The following is a 15,470-nucleotide window of genomic DNA, read 5'->3' as shown; positions in this document are numbered from 1 at the left end:
GTGCTCAGGCCGTCTCGTCGTCGAGCTTGGTCACCGTCTCTTCGCCGTAGACCTCGGTCACCGGCACCTGCAGCACCGTGCTGATCCGACCGAAGGTCCAGTAGTAGCCGACGAAGTGGATGACCTCGACGATCTCGCGGTCGCTGAGGTACTCGCGGGCCTCGGCGAACAGCTCGTCGCTCACCGTCGGCCGCTGCGCGATCTCGGCGGTGAAACGCATGACCAGGCTGTCGTACGCGGAGAGGCTCGGATCGGTGAGCCGGCGCTCCTTGATGAGCCGGAGGGTCTCGTCGCTGATGCCGGCTGTTTGGGCGATCGGCACGTGCTGGGCGGTGGTGAAGCTGGAGCCGGTGTATTCGGCGGTCGTGAGGATGATCAGTTCCCGTGCTCGTTCGGACAGTTCGGTCCTGGTGAAGAGGGTGCGGGCGAACTGGATGTACGCCTTCACCGTGCCGGTCGACTGGGTGAGCATCTTGACCTGCGGGTCGGCCGGCAGTGCGCTGAGGAAGGTGCTGACATCCAGCGGGATGGTCGCCGGGTCAAGCTCAGGCAGCCGTGGCCCTTCCGGGGCAGACTTGTCTCCGATTTCGACCCCTGTCTCGCCGAGCTCGGCGAAACGGCCGTCCGGCGCGAACCGGCCGAACACGACGACCTCCTTCTGGGCGATCGTGCCGTCGTTCATCGTGATCCGGTAGCGGTGCCGCTCCGCGTACTGGTCGCCGTCGACCACCTCGTCGAGCACGGTCACCGTGCCACCGCGGATCTGACCGCGAATGGCAACGACCATCTGACGGAACTCTGCCCAGTCCATCTCCCGGCCCTCGGCCCGGTGGGTGTAGCCGGGGGCGTAGTACCTGTTGAGCGCTGTCTCAAGGTCCTCGGTCGGATCGAGGGCAACGGCGAGAAGAGCGTCGCTGATGCGGACGTGTGCCATGTGACATCTCCTATAAGTGGACTTGCGTGTCCACTAAACCGTAGCGGACTCGCGAGTCCGCTTGCTAGTGTGCTGCCTCACAGTCAATGGTTGGCATCTGCGCGTCACCGGGCCCGGGCTGCCGCCTGTGGCGTGCGCGCCAGGGGCAGAGCTGCCTCTCCCTCGTGCCCCGTTCCGCGAAAGTCCGCCAGCAGGACGTCCAACCCGGCACCCAACCTGGAACGGATATCAACGACGAACCAGCTTCTGGTGCCGCCGGGCGGCCGAAACACTCGCTCGGTCATACAGCGGACATATGTGCTGCCCTGCTCCGTGTCTGAGGTCTGGCTGCGGCTGGATGTCTCCGGTGCGAGGTTTTTGGGCTTGATCAACATGCTCGGGGCCATGATCGGCGGAATGTTGGCGGGGGTGGGGTCGTTATACATCGCGTACGACCGGAGCAGCGCCGAGGCAGTGTTCTTCCCCGCCTCGTGACGCCTGTGGCCTCGTACTTCTTCTTCCTTCGAGCACGGCACCTTTCCCCCTTTGTGTGTGCGTGCTGGGAGAGCCCCCGATTGGAAGGTGAACCATCGTGAAGACGACTTTCACCGCTGTTACCAAGACTTCGTTCGTTCGTAGGACCGCTCTGGGTGTCGCCAGCCTCGCCTTCATCGGTGGCGCTGTCGCCGGCCCAGTGGGCCACGCGTTCGCGGCCCCGGCCGGGCACACTGCCCCGGCGATGACCACCGTCGCGCAGGAGACTGCCGTCAAGCCGACCATGGACAAGCTGGTGCCGCACGGCACGCAGGGTGCGCAGTCGCAGATCAGCCTGTCGAAGGAGCAGACCGACAACGCCAAGGCGATCACTGATACCGCTAAGAAGCTGGGTATGGGTGAGCGTGGTGCGGTGATCGCGGTCGCTACGTCGATGCAGGAGTCGAAGTTGGAGAACCTGGGTCATCTGGGTGACATGAACGACCACGACTCCCTGGGTCTGTTCCAGCAGCGCCCGTCCTCGGGTTGGGGTACCCCGGCCCAGATCACCGATCCGACGTACGCGGCGACGGCGTTCCTGAGCAATCTGAAGCAGGTGGATGGTTGGCAGGATCTGCCGTTGACGGTGGCGGCGCAGAAGGTTCAGGTGTCGGCGTTCCCGGACGCGTACGCGCAGTGGGAGAACCAGGCCGCCCACATCGTCCAGGACGTCTGGACCAAGTAAGACCCAGCACAACGACACCACCAGCACAGCGAACAAGAGCCGGGCCCCGAAAACGGGGCCCGGCTCTTCGCGTACCCGGAAGTTGGGTCCGCCGGACTCGGCTCAGGTCCGGGTCATCACGACCTTCAGCGCGCCGGTGTCGCCGGGTTGGGAGAAGACGTCGTACGCCTGCATGATCTCGTCCAGTGCGAACCGGTGAGTGATCATCGGGGCCAGATCGAACTGCCCGGCCGCCAGCATGCTCAGCAGCCTCGGGGTGGTCCGGGTATCCACGAGCCCTGTGGTGATGGTGACGTTACGACTCCAGAGCTGTTCCAGGTGCAGGGCGGCCGGCCTACCGTGCACTCCGATGTTGGCCACCCGTCCGACGGGGCGTACCAGGGTGGTGCACAGCTCGAACGATTCCGGCGTACCGACTGCCTCCATAACCACGTCGGCGCCGACTCCGCCGCTGGCGGCCCAGACCACCGGGTGCGGGTCGTCACCCGGGGCGACGGTGATGTCCGCGCCAAACTGTCGGGCGGCCCGTAGTCGGCTCTCGGCCTTGTCGATCGCGATGACGTGTGCGGGCGAGTACAGACGTGCGGCGAGTACGGAGGCAAGGCCGATCGGGCCCATGCCGACGATGACGACGGTGTCACCGGGACTGACCTGCCCGTTGAGCACGCCGACCTCGTACGCGGTCGGCATGATGTCGGCGAGCAGGACGGCGGTCTCGTCGGTGACGTTCTCCGGCAGCGGGTACGTGGACAGGTCCGCGAACGGGATCCGGGCGTACTCCGCCTGCACGCCGTCGATCAGGTGGCCCAGCACCCAGCCGCCTCCGCTGGTGCACTGGCCGTAGCTGCCCGACCGGCAGAAGCGGCAGCGCCCGCAGGCGGAGATGCAGGAGGCGAGAACCCGGTCACCGGGACGTACCGTCATGACGGCGGCACCGGTCTCCACCACGGTGCCGACAGCTTCGTGGCCGAGAATCCGCCCAGGTTGCACCTCCGGTACGTCACCACCGAGGATGTGCAGGTCGGTGCCACAGATGGTGACGGTGTCGACGCGGATGACCACGTCGGTCGGGTCGACCACGTGCGGATCGGGCGCCTCTGCCCAGTGACGCTGTCCGGACCCGCCGTAGACGAGCGCTTTCATGAGGTCTCTCCCGCCCCTGGTTGAGTCGGCGCCCCTGTCATGAACGCTGCTCGGCCGCCGGAAGTCATCCGCCCAGATCGTCTCAATGGTGAAATCCCGACCGTGCGGGAACGCCGAAACTCACCGGCGGTCGTGCCGGGCGCGAAGATCCTTCGGGTGATCGTGGCCGGGGGCGCCGAAAACGCCGGTTCCGCTGGCCCCGGATAGCATCAGCGGATGGACCCGTCGCACCTTGCCCCCGACGACCGGCGCGACGGTCCGTCGTTGGGCCTGAGTCCGTTGTCGCGGGTGCGTCTCGACGAGTTGTTGCAGGAGATGCTCGACCGGGTCGGTGAGGTCGTCACGAGTCGCGAGCGGCTGCGTGGCCTACTCGACGCGGTGGTGGCGATCGGCACGGATCTCGACCTGCGCAGCACACTGCGGCGCATCGTCGAGGTCGCCTGCGAACTGCTCGACGCCCGTTACGGCGCGCTGGGTGTGATCGGACCCGACCGGCTCCTGACCGAGTTCATCACCCACGGCATCGACGCCGAACTGCACGCCAAGATCGGTGACCTGCCGCACGGGCGGGGTGTTCTCGGCCTGCTGATCGCCGACCCCCGTCCGGTGCGGATGCCCGACATCACCCGGCACCCCCAGTCGTACGGCTTCCCGCCCCACCATCCGCCGATGCACAGCTTTCTCGGCACCCCGATCCGCATCCGGGACCAGGTTTTCGGCAACCTCTACCTGGCGGAGAAGCGGGGAGCGGGGGAGTTCACCGAGGACGACGAGGAGATTGCCGCCGCGCTCGCCGCGGCGGCCGGCGTCGCGATCGAAAATGCCCGTCTCTACGCCGTCGCCCATCGTCGCGAGCGTTGGCTCGCCGCGACGGCCGAGATCACGACCGTGTTGTTGGGCGAGGTGCGCCGTACGGACGCGCTGGCGCTCGTCGCCCGCCGTGCCCGCGAGGTCGCCGAGGCCGAGTTGGTCCTGGTCCTGCTCTACGACGAGGAGGTGGGCCAGTTCACCGTCGAGGTGGTCGACACCGCCGGTGGCACCGCACCTCCGTTGGTCGGTGTGCTCCTGCCGGCCGCCGAGACGACCTTCGCCGCATCGGTGACCGACCGGCGACACCTGGTCATCGAGAGCCTGGCGAAGGCCGCGCCCTGGCCGCATCCGGTCACCGACACCCCGGCGATCGTCTCCCCGTTGTCTGTCGCCGACACCCTGCACGGCGTGCTGATCGTGGCGCACGCGGCCGGGCAGGCACGGCAGACGGACGATGACGTGCCCCTGCTCACCAGCTTCGCCGCGCAGGCGGCGTTGGCGATGGAACGCGCTCGGGCGCAGGAGGAACGTGAGCAGCTTGTCGTCCTGGAAGACCGTGAACGGATCGCCCGCGACCTGCACGACGTGGTGATCCAGCGGCTCTTCGCCACCGGACTGCAACTGCAGAGCACCGTGCCGCTGACCGCACGGGCCGAGGTCGGCCGGCGGATCAACGCGGCGGTAGACGAACTCGACTCCACGATCCGCGACATTCGCCGGGCCATCTTCGAGTTGCGGACCCCGATGAGCGCGGCCCTGCGTACCGACATCCGCGAGGCCGTAGATGGTGCGGCCGAAGCTCTCGGGTTCCGGCCGGCGTTGGAGATCTTCGGCCCGGTGGACAGCGCCGTGCCGGACGCCGTGCGTCCGGATCTGCTCGCGGTGCTGCGGGAGGCGTTGTCCAATGCGGTCCGCCACGCCCACGCGACCCGGGTCACCGTCCTGCTCCGCGTCGACGGGGCGCGACTCACTCTCGCCGTCGTCGACGACGGGGTCGGTACCGGTCCCGAGGCGGCGCGGGGTGGGTTGGTCAACATGCGTGAGCGGGCCGCGGGACGCGGTGGCGAGTTCGCGGTGGAGCCGGTGGAGCCTCGCGGCACCCGGGTGCGGTGGAGTGTTCCGCTGACCGGCTGAGGTTCAGGAGTGCTGGCCGAGTAGTCGGGTGGCGAGCACCGCGGCCTGCGTACGCCGTTCCAGTCCCAACTTCGCCAACAGGCTGGACATGTAGTTCTTCACGGTCTTCTCCGCGAGGAACATCTTGCCGGCGATCTCGCGGTTGGTCAGCCCCTGCGCCACGTACTCCAGAATCCGGCGTTCCTGCTCGGTCAGCGAGTTGAGCTCGCGTGGCTGTTCGACACCGTTGCGGATGCGGTCCAGCACCCGTTGGGTCACCGCCGGGTCGAGCAGTGACTGACCCGTCGCCACCCGACGTACCGCGTCCACCAGGTCGGTGCCACGGATCTGCTTGAGCACGTACCCGTCGGCACCCGCCATGATCGCGGCGAACAACGCCTCGTCGTCCTCGTACGAGGTGAGGATCAGGCCGCGGATCGACGGGTCGATGGTGCGTACGTCCCGGCACACGTCGATGCCGCTGCCGTCGGGCAGTCGTGCGTCGAGGATCGCCACATCCGGTCGTAGTGCGGGTATCCGGGCGGTGGCTTCCTGGGCCAACCCAGATTCGCCGACCACCTCGATGTCGCCGGCGCTCTGCAACAGGTCGGCCAAACCACGACGGACAACCTCGTGGTCGTCGAGGAGAAAGACACGGATCATGTGCTCGTTTCTACCCCCGGAGAGCTGGGGTGGACAGGGTCGAAGGTCCCGTCACCGCCGGTCGGGCTTCACAGCGGTCGGGTCGGATAGTTAGGATACTGATAACGGTTTTCATTATGCCTGTTCGGGGTGGTCACCCCGCCGTGGGCCTTGGCTGGCTGGAGGACGAAAGCGGGATGAGATTGTCCAGGTTCGGGACAGGGCTTCGGACCGGCTCCGCGATCCGGTCACGACGGCGCGCGGGCGGGCGGGGCGCATTGCTGGCCGTCGCGGTCGCCGTCGCGGGCCTGCTGCCCGGATGTGCGGCCCCGATCGCGTTCACCTCGACCAGCGACCGGGTCCAGGTTGTCACCACGACCGGGATCCTGGCGGACCTGGTCCGCAACGTGGGCGGCGACCGGGTGCTGGTCGACTCGATCGTGCCGGACAACGCTGATTCGCACGCGTACGAGCCGACCCTGCGGGACGTGCGCAACATCGTGTACGCGGACGTCGCGTTCAGTAACTACCTGCTGCTGGAGGCGCAGTCCGTGGTCAAGACGTTGGACGCCAACCTCCGGCGAGGTGTCCCGAACATCGCCCTCGCCGAGGGCGCGACCAGGTACGCGGCGGAGATCATCCCGATGGTCGAGGACGCCTCGCTGGACACCATCTGGCTCGGCCTACGGGTACGCGGAACCGGCGAGCGGTTCGGGGCGAACCGGTCCTCGGACATCGTGTTGTCGGCGACGAGCGTGACCGGGCCGGGCAAGCTCGTGGGCTACCTCACGGGGTCGTTCGGCACCCCCGACCGGTACTTCGACTCGACCGACGGGTTCGACCCCGGTAACGGCTACCGCGACGACAGCGCCGTCCTGCCGCCGGACGCCCACACGCACATGAGCTGGGCGTTCACCGAACCGGGCGTCTACCACCTCACGGTGAAGGCGCAGCTCAGAGTCACCCCGCAGGCCGCACCGGTCGAGCTTGGGCAGCAGAGGTTCACCTTCGCCGTCGGCGTCGACCCGCATTCGGTGCCGGGGCTCGCCGATCCGTCCGTCCTCGCGCGCGGGCACGCCGACATCGCGGTGGACGTCGACACCGAGCGGCTCTACCTGTACGCCGACCCGCACGGCGGCGGCGAGGCCGACCAGCAGGCGTACGACCCCGCCACCACCGTCATCGAGGTGCCGAACAAGGCTCTGCTGGAGGTGCCAGCCGGGCGTGGGTACCGGTTCCTGGGCCGCGCCGGTGACCGCGTGTACCAACTGCCGCAGGCCGTTCTCGGCAAACACGTACACGGAGAGATCGATCCACACCTGTGGCAGGACGTCGGCAACGCCCAGTCCTACGTGGAACTGATCCGCGACACGCTCATCGGGGCCGACCCGGAGGGTGCGGCGACGTACCGGCGGAACACCGGCGCGTACCTGGCCCAACTCAGCGCACTCGACACGTACGTGGCGTCGACGATCGGCGCGATCCCGCCGGCCAACCGCTATCTGGTCACCACACACGACGCGTTCGCCTACCTGTCCCAGGCGTACGGCATTCCGGTGGCCGGGTTCGTGACACCGAACCCGGCCACCGAGCCGAGCCTCGCCGACCGGGTCAGGTTGACCGAGACGATCAGGAATCTGCGCGTGAAGGCCGTGTTCCTCGAACCGAGTCTCCAGGCGCGCTCCGCCACGTTGGTCGAGGTGGCCCACGAGCAGGGGGTGGCGATCTGCCCCATCTACGGCGACGCCTTCGGCCCGACCGTCGACACCTACCTGAAGATGATGCGCTTCAACGCCGACTCACTCGCCGAGTGCCTCAACCGATGAACCGAGTGCTTCAACCGATGAACCGAGTGCCTCAACGGATGAACCGAGTGCCTCAACCGACGAATACGACAAGGACCGAGATGACACGAGGCACCACCCCCGCCCGCCGTCGGTACCCGTCGCGGCTGGCCAGCGCCGCCGCCGCGATCCTGGCCGCGATCCTGTTCGCACCTCCGCAGCCCCTCTCGGCGGCACCCACCCCGCGCCCGGAGAACCGTCAGGAACAGACCGTGGACCCGAACCAGCGCGAGGACACCGGGCGGGTGGTGCTGGACAGTGGGCACGTCGACATCGGCCCGCACTACCGAGGCGAGACATGGACGGTACGGGTACACGACGACACCGTCGTACCGTCGGTCTGGCGGCAGCCGTCGGACGTGGTGATCCGGGTACGGGACAGCGCCGTACTGCCGATTCCGGACGACGAGGCGTACGCGTTCCTCGGCCAGCGCCCCGGCACACCCGTGTACGTCGTACCGCAGACGCAGAACCGGGACGTGGTGTGGGTGGGCTGGAACACCCAGGACCCCGGGGTGATGGAGGCGATCCAGCGTGGTGTGACGATGAAGCTCGCCGGTGTCCAGGGGCCGGGCAGCCTGATCGTCTACCTCCAGTCGGGAAACCTCGGCGCCCCGCAGGTGCTGTGGGACTCCACGAAGACGCTCCCGCAGGACCTGTGGGTGGACACGAACACCCACACGCACGCGAACTGGGTCTTCACCACGCCCGGCGTCTACCTGGTGGCCCTGGAGATCTCCGCCGACCTGGCCGACGGCGGGTCGGTGACCGGCACCGGAGTGCTCCGATTCACGATCGGAGACGCTACCGGCACCGACGACGCGTTCGCCGCCAGCTTTCCGGTGGTCGCCACCCCGGCGGCTGGCACTGCCGTCCCGGCGCCGGACGCGGAAGCCGCACCACCGGCCGAAGGGGGTGGATTGCCCGCAGCCGCCGGCGCGACGGTGGTGACCATCGTCGTCGGGCTGGTGCTCGTCGGCGTGGTGATCGGGGTGCTGGTGCGGGGTGCCCGCGCCAAGAGACGGGCCGAGGTGGAACGGGTCGCCGGCCGCACCGGGCCCGTCGCCGACCGGGACACCGCTCGCGCCACAGAGCAGGACACCGCTCGTGCCGCAGACCGGGACACCGCTCGTGCCGCAGAGCAGGAGACCGCGACGGCGCGGCGGGAGGGTGACCGGTGAGCGGGTTGCTGGTGGTCGAGGGGCTCAGTGTGGAGTTGGGTGGGCGACTCGCGCTGAGAGAGGTCGACCTGACGATCGACGTCGGGGAACTGGTGGGGCTGGTCGGTCCGAACGGGGCCGGGAAAACCACCCTGCTCCGCTCCGTACTCGGCCTGGTCCGGGCCAAGGCGGGCCGGATCACGGTCGCTGGCGGGCCGGCGAAGGCGGGTACGGCGACCGTCGGATACGTACCGCAGCGCCACGAGTTCACCTGGGACTTTCCCATCTCGGTGGAGGACGCGGTGATGACCGGCCGGACCGGTCGGATCGGGCTGCTGCGCCGACCCCGGGTGTCGGACTGGCACGCGGTGGGGGAGGCGCTGGACCGGGTACGCCTGACCGACCTGCGCCGCCGTCCGGTGGGGGAACTCTCCGGCGGCCAGCGGCAGCGCGTACTCGTGGCCCGTGCGCTCGCCGTCGCGCCGCGGATCCTTCTGTTGGACGAGCCCTTCACCGGCCTGGACATGCCCACGCAGGAACTGCTCGGCGAGTTGTTCGCCGCGCTGGCGAAGGAGAGTGCGGTCCTGATGGCCACCCATGACCTGGCGGCGGCGGTGTACGGCTGTGACCGGCTGGCTTTGCTCAACCAGACGATGATCGCCACCGGCGCACCGGAGCAGCTCAGGGACCGTCAGGTGTGGATGGAGACGTTCCAGGTGAGCGAGCGCAGCCATGTGTTGCGGGCGCTCGGCCTGGCCGCCGCCCCGGCCTCGACCGTGGGGGTGTGAGATGTCCCCGGTCGATTTCGTTGCCGATCTGCTCAACCCCGATCTGGCCTTCCTGCCCAAGGCGCTGTTCATCGCGGTGATGTCGGCGATCGTGTGCGGGGTGATCGGCTGTCACGTGGTCCTGCGCGGGATGGCGTTCATCGGCGACGCGGTCGCGCACGCGGTCTTCCCCGGCCTCGCGGTCGCGTTTGTCATCTCGGGCAACCTCGTGCTCGGCGGCACCGTCGCCGGGGTGCTGACCGCCCTGTTGATCGCGGTGTTCTCGCAGAACCGAAGGCTGAAGGAGGACTCCGTCATCGGCGTCTTCTTCGTCGCCGCGTTCGCGCTCGGCGTCGTGGTCATCTCGCGGGCGCCGGGGTACGCCGGCTCGCTGCAACAGTTTCTGTTCGGTTCCATCACCGGCATCCCGGACCGGGACATCCTTGTCGTGGGCCTGACCGGGGTCACCCTGCTCCTGGTCGCGTTCCTGCTGCACAAGGAGTTCGTCGCGGTCACCCTCGACCGGGAGATGGCCCGCGCGGTCGGGCTCCGGACGTTCTGGCTGGACATCGTGCTCTACGTGATGGTCACCCTGGCGGTGGTCATCTCGGTCCAGACGATCGGCAACGTCCTGGTCCTGGCCCTGCTGGTCACCCCGGCCTCGGCGGCCCGGCTGCTGACCGATCGGCTGGGCGTGATGATGCTCCTGGCACCCGTGATCGGCGGCCTGTCGGCCCTGATCGGTCTGTATCTCTCGTGGTCGTGGGACCTGCCCGTGGGAGGCACCATCGTGCTCGCTCTCACCGCCGTCTTCCTGGTGGCGTGGCTGTTCGCTCCCCGGCACGGACTGCTCGTCAGGTACGTCCGCTAGGCCGCGTCGGAACGTGAACGACGCCGGGCAGGTACGGGAAACCCGTACCTGCCCGGCGTCGTTTTTCGTGGTGCGGGGAGCCCTAGCTGTCGGCCGCGACCGTCCGGCGGCGACGAGTCCTGGTGGCCAGGAGCATCGAGGTGCCGGCCAGCAGCAGACCCGCGCCGACGGAGACTGGCTTGACCAGCGATGTGCCGGTGGTGGGAAGCTGACCACCCGAGCCGCCGCAGCCGGTCGCGGTGGTCTTCGTCAGCAGCGCGGTCGGGTCGGTGTCGCCGACCGCGACCGTCAACACCTGGGTGTCGGTAGAGGTCGTGCCCGACGCCAGTTTCGCCGAGTGGGTGAAGGTGAGCCGGTAGACGCCCTGCTTCGTGAACGCCCAGTTGCCGTGCGCGTGCGTACCCAGGGCGATGTCGTAGCTGTCCGGGAGCCCGTCCTTGCTGTTGAAGACGACGGCCGGCTTGCCGAACGCGTCAAGCTGGTAGACGGCTACCGCTCCGGGGCCGCTCACCCCGCTGAGTTTCCACGTCACCGGTCCGGAAACCTGCGACGCCTTCAGATCTTCGGTGTTCCAACCGGCCCAGAGGAGGTTCTGGTTCTGGGTCTGCGGGATCTGCCACACGGTCGAGGAGGCGGTGCCGAGGAAGTCGAACTGCCCGCCGGGCGGGATGCTGACAGCCGCGGCCGGTTTGAGCTGGAACACCACCTGTGCGGGGCTGCGCCAGGTGGTTCCGTTGCTGGTCGTACCGTCCTTGACCTGCGATACGAGGCGGCCGTCGATGATGCGTACGGCATAGTCCACGTGCCCCTGGCTCAACACGACACCGGTCGTCCGGTTGGTCGGCACGCAGGCCGGGGTGGTTGGCGCGGCGGTGGTCGGCCGGACCGTCGCGGCCGTGGTCGGGGTGGGGGAGGTGGTACGCGTGGGACCGGGAGACCCGGTGCGCGTGGGAGTGGGCGTGGGTGTGTCGGTCGGGGTGGGGGACCCGGTCGGGGTGGGGGACCCGGTGGGGGGCGGGGTGCCCTGGCCGGGCGTGACCTGGTGGGTTACCGGCGACGACGTCGAGGGCTGGTAGTCGTTGCCGTACCGGGGTGAGAAGCGGGCGGTGATCGAGTGTTCGCCGACCGGCAGTGTCGTGGTGGAGAGCTCGGCGGTGCCGTCGGCGCCGACCTCGCCGTAACCGAGCGAGGTGTCACCGTCGAGAAACTCGATCCACCCGTCGGCGTCGGGCGGTTCGACGACGCCGGTCAGCGCCACTGGCGACCCCGCCGACGACGGTGACGGGCTGGTCGTGACCACGGTTGTGGTCTGCGCGCCGACGACGTCCTGGGCGGAGGTGCCGCCGACGAACCAGGTGTAGTCGACCGGTCCCGAGGTCAGTGTCGCGCCACCGGCGATGGTGGCGGTGACCTCGAAGGTGAGGGTGTAACGCCCCAACGCGGTGAAGACCCAGTTGGCGTGTACGTGTGAGAACACCGGTTGGCGCAGCGAGGTGTAGGCCGGGTCGGCCGAGCTGAAGTTGCGGATGGGCATGCCGATCGGGTCGGTCTGGAACACCTCGACCTGCCCCGGTCCGTGTACCGCCCGCAGGTGGAGGTCGACGGCGTTGTCGGTGAAGAGTCCGCCGGGCAGGCTCTCGGTGTCCCAGCCCGGCCAGAGCAGCCCGTCGACCTGGGTCATCGGGGCCAGCCACAGCGGCGCACCGACCGGTCCGAGGAACGCGTACTCCGGGAGGTCCGGTACGGCCGCCACCGAGGACTCGTTGTCGAAGAGTTGGAAGACGACCTCGCTCGGGTCGGCGGTCACGTGGTTCGGCGCGTTGCCGATGCGTGTCTTGAGGCGCAGGTTCCCGTCCACGTACTGCACGTCGACGGCGTCGGTGTGCACGTCGTTGATCACGGTTCGCTCGGTGCTTTCCGGCGGTGCCGCCATGACCTCGGTGGCGGGCAGTGCCGCCGAGGCGAGCGCTGTCGCCGCTGTCGCCAGGGCGGCTGCCGCGGCGAGTCGGATTCTCGCCATGCCTGACATTCCTTGGTTCTCCCTATGTTCGTGAACAGGTGTGCGGGCCGACTCCGGGTGGAATCGGCCCGCACGGTTGACGTGGTCGCGGAGGTGCCGATCAGCCGGCTTGGAAGGTGTACGTGACCGCGCCGGAGGTCGCCCCGGCGCCGTTTTGCGCGGTCGCCCTGAAGGTCAGGGTGTAGGTGCCCGCCGTGGAGAAGGCCCAGTTGCCGTGGGCGTGCGTACCGCTGGCGATGCCGCCCGGCCACACGGAGACCGGGCAGCCGGTGGCTGTGTTGGTGTTGAGCTTGAAGCTGGGCGTCGCGGGGAATCCGGCGGTGGTGTAGAGCGCGAAGCGGGACCCGGGCGGCCCGGTCCAGGCGGTCAGTTCCAGCTTGACCGGTCCCTGGGAGGCCGGCACGTCGGCGGTGTTCCAACCGGCGTAGAGCCGGTCCGACACGAGGGTCTGGGGGGCCACGTACATGGAGGTTCCGGCTGGGCCGAGGCACTGCCACGCGGTCCCACTGGGAATCGTGGCCGTGGCGGCGGGCACCACCCGGAGCACCGTGCCGGCCGGAGACAGGTCGTCGTTGTCCGGCTCGTAGGTCTTGAGGTCGAGGGTGAGGGTGTTGTTCGTCGCGTTGTAGTCGACATCGAGCACGTCGAGGTGCCCGGTTTCGATGGTGGCCGCCATCGCCGGCGAGGCGGTGAAGATGGTCGCCGCCACGGTCAGCAGCGAGGTGAGGGTGAGCAGTCGGGTCTTGAGTGTCACGGAAAATCCTCCGGGGGTCAGAGGCGCGAACCGGTCGGTCCGGGCGGTCTCAGGAAAGGACGGCGAACGTGATCCAGGCCGGAGCCGAGGTGACCCGGGTGCCGTTCGCGGCGAGCCGGGCGGTCGCGTCGACCTTGATCCGATAGACGCCGGCCTTCTCGAACGCCCAGTTCGCGTGCAGGTGCGCACCTGCCGGCAGGGTGACCGCGTCCGGGAGTCCGTCCTCGCTGTCGACGAGGACGGTCGGGGCGCCGACCGGGTCGGTGGTGAAGACGCTCACCCCGTCCGGGCCGAGCACCTGCCTGAACCGGATCTGGACGCTGTCGCCGACGAACACGCCGGGTTCGATCTCTTCGGTGGAGAGGCCGGGCCAGAGCAGGGCGGTGTCCTGCGTCTCGGGTAGCACCCAGACCCTGGCGCCGGGGGCGCCGAGGAACGCGTACGTCGGGTCGTCGGGCACGGTGGTCTTCGCCCCGCGCTTGGCGACCAGGATGACGTCGGCCGGGTCGCGTTCGACGTCGGGTTCGACCGACTCGTCGTGGATCGTGATGCCCCACTCGCCGTCCTCGTAGGCCACGTCGATGGCGTCGACGTGGCCCTGCGAGATCACCGTGACGGCGCTGGCCTGCGCCGGAGCGGAGAAGGCCAGGATGCCTGCGGTGAACGCCGCCGTGGCGGCGACGAGCCCTGTGGTTTTCCCACGCATGTGGTTCTCCTTCATGGACAGAGACGCCTCCCGCGCCTCGACCAAAACGATAATGATTTTCATTTGCTTGTCAAGGAACGTGGCGCGGTCCACGGATCTTCGGGGGGACGGCAGTCGTTGTCGCGATCCTTCGGAGAGGTGCTGCCACGCGTCGCCATGAGCCGCGACGGGATGTCCACTTGGCGCCATGTCGCCTCTGCGGCACCCCGAGACGTGGAACGAGGAAATGATCAAGCCACAGACTCCCAGCTGTCGACATTTTCCATGGCGTCCCGCTGAACCCGAGGAGTCCGCACGATGTCTACGCATGTGCGTCGTACGGCTGTCGTCCTGACGGCCGTACTCGCGATCATCGCTGGCCCACCGGTGGCCTCCGCCGCGCCACCGGCGGCCGTACCACCGGTTGCCCCGCCTGCTGGGCCGGCCGGCGCCAGTTCCAAGGTCACCCTTATCACGGGTGACGTGGTCGAAGTCTCCGCTGCGGGAGCCGGTCGGTTCGCTGCTTCGGTGCGTCCGGGCCCGGGTCGGGAGCAGGTGACCTTTCATACGGTGGAGGTCGATGGTGGGTTGCGGGTGCTGCCCAGTGATGTGGTGCCGTACGTGTCGGCTGGAACGCTCGACGCGGATCTTTTTGATGTGCAGGAGTTGATCGCTAACGGGTACGGCGACGCGAACTCCGCTGGGCTGCCGCTCATCGTCCGCTATCGGGAGCCGGCTGGTGCCCGGGCCGTGATCGCGGGTACGACCGGTGCCCGGTCGTTGCCGAGTATCGGTGGCGCCGCGTTGGTGGCCGGGAAGTCCTCGCTGGCCGACTTCTGGCGCACCACCGTACCGGCCGACTCTGCCGGTGCCACGGTCCGATCGGGCACCGCCGCCGCTCCGGCGCTGGGTGCGGGGATCAGTCAGATCTGGCTGGATGGTCGGATCCGTTCGACGTTGGATCGGAGTACCGCCCAGATCGGGACCCCCGCGGCCTGGCAGGCCGGTTATGACGGGACCGGGGTCAAGGTCGCGGTGCTCGACACCGGCATCGACCAGTCCCACCCGGACGTCGCGGGCAGGGTGACGGCCGCGCGGAACTTCACCGACAGTGTGGACGCGACGGACCACCACGGTCACGGCACCCATGTGGCGTCGACGGTGGCCGGCACCGGCGCCGCCTCGGGTGGCTCCCGCAGGGGCGTGGCACCGGGTGCGAGTCTGCTCGTCGGGAAGGTGCTCGACGACAACGGCAGCGGTTACGAGTCGTGGATCATCTCGGGTATGGAGTGGGCCGCCGCACAGGGCGCGGCGGTGGTCAGTATGAGCCTCGGCGGCACCCCGGGTGAGGGCGGCGATCCGTTGAGCGAGGCGGTCGACCGGATCACCGCCGAGAGTGACACGCTTTTCGTGGTCGCGGCCGGTAACGAGGGCACGGATTACAGCGTCGGTACGCCCGGCACGGCAGCGTCGGCGTTGACTGTTGGTGCGGTGGATCGGGACGAGTCGTTGGCCCCGTTCTCCTCCCG

14 protein-coding genes are annotated in these 15,470 nt (G+C 68.7%); 8 read left to right on the top strand and 6 right to left on the bottom strand.

From position 1 onward, the window contains the following. Positions 1–4 precede the first annotated feature (4 nt). Positions 5–934: a carboxymuconolactone decarboxylase family protein gene (locus tag ACIBF5_RS00070; RefSeq protein ID WP_396806462.1), complete on the bottom strand. Its 930-nt coding sequence runs from the start codon at positions 932–934 to the stop codon at positions 5–7. A gap of 312 nt (positions 935–1,246) precedes the next feature. Here ACIBF5_RS00070 and ACIBF5_RS00065 point away from each other — a divergent pair, with 312 nt between their 5' ends. Beyond that, positions 1,247–1,408, top strand: coding sequence for a hypothetical protein (locus ACIBF5_RS00065; RefSeq protein WP_396806460.1), 162 nt, complete (start codon positions 1,247–1,249; stop codon positions 1,406–1,408). 97 nt (positions 1,409–1,505) lie between these two features. Continuing rightward, positions 1,506–2,132 (top strand): hypothetical protein, encoded by a 627-nt coding sequence (locus tag ACIBF5_RS00060; protein ID WP_396806458.1) that lies wholly within the window; start codon positions 1,506–1,508, stop codon positions 2,130–2,132. A gap of 102 nt (positions 2,133–2,234) precedes the next feature. On the opposite strand, the gene ACIBF5_RS00055 is transcribed toward ACIBF5_RS00060, so the two are convergent. Next, complete coding sequence (locus ACIBF5_RS00055; RefSeq protein WP_396806456.1) at positions 2,235–3,275, bottom strand: alcohol dehydrogenase catalytic domain-containing protein; 1,041 nt, start codon at positions 3,273–3,275, stop codon at positions 2,235–2,237. A 216-nt stretch (positions 3,276–3,491) separates the two neighbouring features. Here ACIBF5_RS00055 and ACIBF5_RS00050 point away from each other — a divergent pair, with 216 nt between their 5' ends. Beyond that, positions 3,492–5,219: a GAF domain-containing protein gene (locus tag ACIBF5_RS00050; protein WP_396806454.1), complete on the top strand. Its 1,728-nt coding sequence runs from the start codon at positions 3,492–3,494 to the stop codon at positions 5,217–5,219. Between the two features lie 3 nt (positions 5,220–5,222). Here ACIBF5_RS00050 and ACIBF5_RS00045 read toward each other — a convergent pair whose 3' ends face one another. Then, positions 5,223–5,861, bottom strand: a complete 639-nt coding sequence (locus ACIBF5_RS00045; protein WP_396806452.1) for a response regulator — start codon at positions 5,859–5,861, stop codon at positions 5,223–5,225. Between the two features lie 176 nt (positions 5,862–6,037). On the opposite strand from ACIBF5_RS00045, the gene ACIBF5_RS00040 reads away from it, so the two are divergent. The 4 genes from ACIBF5_RS00040 to ACIBF5_RS00025 all read left to right on the top strand — a co-directional run bounded on the left by ACIBF5_RS00040 (position 6,038) and on the right by ACIBF5_RS00025 (position 10,482). Then, a complete protein-coding gene (locus tag ACIBF5_RS00040; protein WP_396806450.1) occupies positions 6,038–7,666 on the top strand; it encodes an anchored repeat ABC transporter, substrate-binding protein in 1,629 nt (542 codons plus the stop codon). An 80-nt stretch (positions 7,667–7,746) separates the two neighbouring features. After that, positions 7,747–8,865, top strand: coding sequence for a choice-of-anchor M domain-containing protein (locus ACIBF5_RS00035; RefSeq protein WP_396806448.1), 1,119 nt, complete (start codon positions 7,747–7,749; stop codon positions 8,863–8,865). A 29-nt stretch (positions 8,866–8,894) separates the two neighbouring features. Continuing rightward, the gene (locus ACIBF5_RS00030) at positions 8,895–9,632 is read left to right on the top strand and encodes an anchored repeat-type ABC transporter ATP-binding subunit (protein ID WP_396807319.1); all 738 of its coding nucleotides are present in this window, start codon (positions 8,895–8,897) and stop codon (positions 9,630–9,632) included. Position 9,633: 1 nt separating this feature from the next. Further along, complete coding sequence (locus ACIBF5_RS00025; RefSeq protein WP_396806446.1) at positions 9,634–10,482, top strand: anchored repeat-type ABC transporter permease subunit; 849 nt, start codon at positions 9,634–9,636, stop codon at positions 10,480–10,482. An 82-nt stretch (positions 10,483–10,564) separates the two neighbouring features. On the opposite strand, the gene ACIBF5_RS00020 is transcribed toward ACIBF5_RS00025, so the two are convergent. The 3 genes from ACIBF5_RS00020 to ACIBF5_RS00010 form a co-directional block, all read right to left on the bottom strand. Continuing rightward, complete coding sequence (locus ACIBF5_RS00020; RefSeq protein ID WP_396806445.1) at positions 10,565–12,502, bottom strand: TIGR03773 family transporter-associated surface protein; 1,938 nt, start codon at positions 12,500–12,502, stop codon at positions 10,565–10,567. A 100-nt stretch (positions 12,503–12,602) separates the two neighbouring features. Further along, positions 12,603–13,256, bottom strand: a complete 654-nt coding sequence (locus ACIBF5_RS00015; RefSeq protein WP_396806443.1) for a choice-of-anchor M domain-containing protein — start codon at positions 13,254–13,256, stop codon at positions 12,603–12,605. A 49-nt stretch (positions 13,257–13,305) separates the two neighbouring features. Further along, entirely contained in the window at positions 13,306–13,962 is a 657-nt protein-coding gene (locus ACIBF5_RS00010; RefSeq protein WP_396806441.1) for a choice-of-anchor M domain-containing protein, read from the bottom strand. 549 nt (positions 13,963–14,511) lie between these two features. On the opposite strand from ACIBF5_RS00010, the gene ACIBF5_RS00005 reads away from it, so the two are divergent. Next, positions 14,512–15,470: S8 family serine peptidase (locus tag ACIBF5_RS00005; protein ID WP_396806439.1), on the top strand; the 959-nt coding region annotated here is incomplete at its 3' end.

This window comes from Micromonospora sp. NPDC050417 (assembly GCF_044458865.1).
GTDB lineage: Bacteria > Actinomycetota > Actinomycetes > Mycobacteriales > Micromonosporaceae > Micromonospora_G.
This window is presented reverse-complemented; position numbering and strand designations above follow the sequence as displayed.

What these genes read in the sequence shown, in the direction of transcription:
- ACIBF5_RS00020 (WP_396806445.1), bottom strand. Translation starts at nt 12,502, where the DNA reads ATGGCGAGAATCCGACTCGCCGCGGCAGCCGCCCTGGCGACAGCGGCG.
- ACIBF5_RS00055 (WP_396806456.1), bottom strand. Translation starts at nt 3,275, where the DNA reads ATGAAAGCGCTCGTCTACGGCGGGTCCGGACAGCGTCACTGGGCAGAG.
- ACIBF5_RS00045 (WP_396806452.1), bottom strand. Translation starts at nt 5,861, where the DNA reads ATGATCCGTGTCTTTCTCCTCGACGACCACGAGGTTGTCCGTCGTGGT.
- ACIBF5_RS00040 (WP_396806450.1), top strand. Translation starts at nt 6,038, where the DNA reads ATGAGATTGTCCAGGTTCGGGACAGGGCTTCGGACCGGCTCCGCGATC.
- ACIBF5_RS00025 (WP_396806446.1), top strand. Translation starts at nt 9,634, where the DNA reads ATGTCCCCGGTCGATTTCGTTGCCGATCTGCTCAACCCCGATCTGGCC.
- ACIBF5_RS00035 (WP_396806448.1), top strand. Translation starts at nt 7,747, where the DNA reads ATGACACGAGGCACCACCCCCGCCCGCCGTCGGTACCCGTCGCGGCTG.
- ACIBF5_RS00070 (WP_396806462.1), bottom strand. Translation starts at nt 934, where the DNA reads ATGGCACACGTCCGCATCAGCGACGCTCTTCTCGCCGTTGCCCTCGAT.
- ACIBF5_RS00050 (WP_396806454.1), top strand. Translation starts at nt 3,492, where the DNA reads ATGGACCCGTCGCACCTTGCCCCCGACGACCGGCGCGACGGTCCGTCG.
- ACIBF5_RS00010 (WP_396806441.1), bottom strand. Translation starts at nt 13,962, where the DNA reads ATGCGTGGGAAAACCACAGGGCTCGTCGCCGCCACGGCGGCGTTCACC.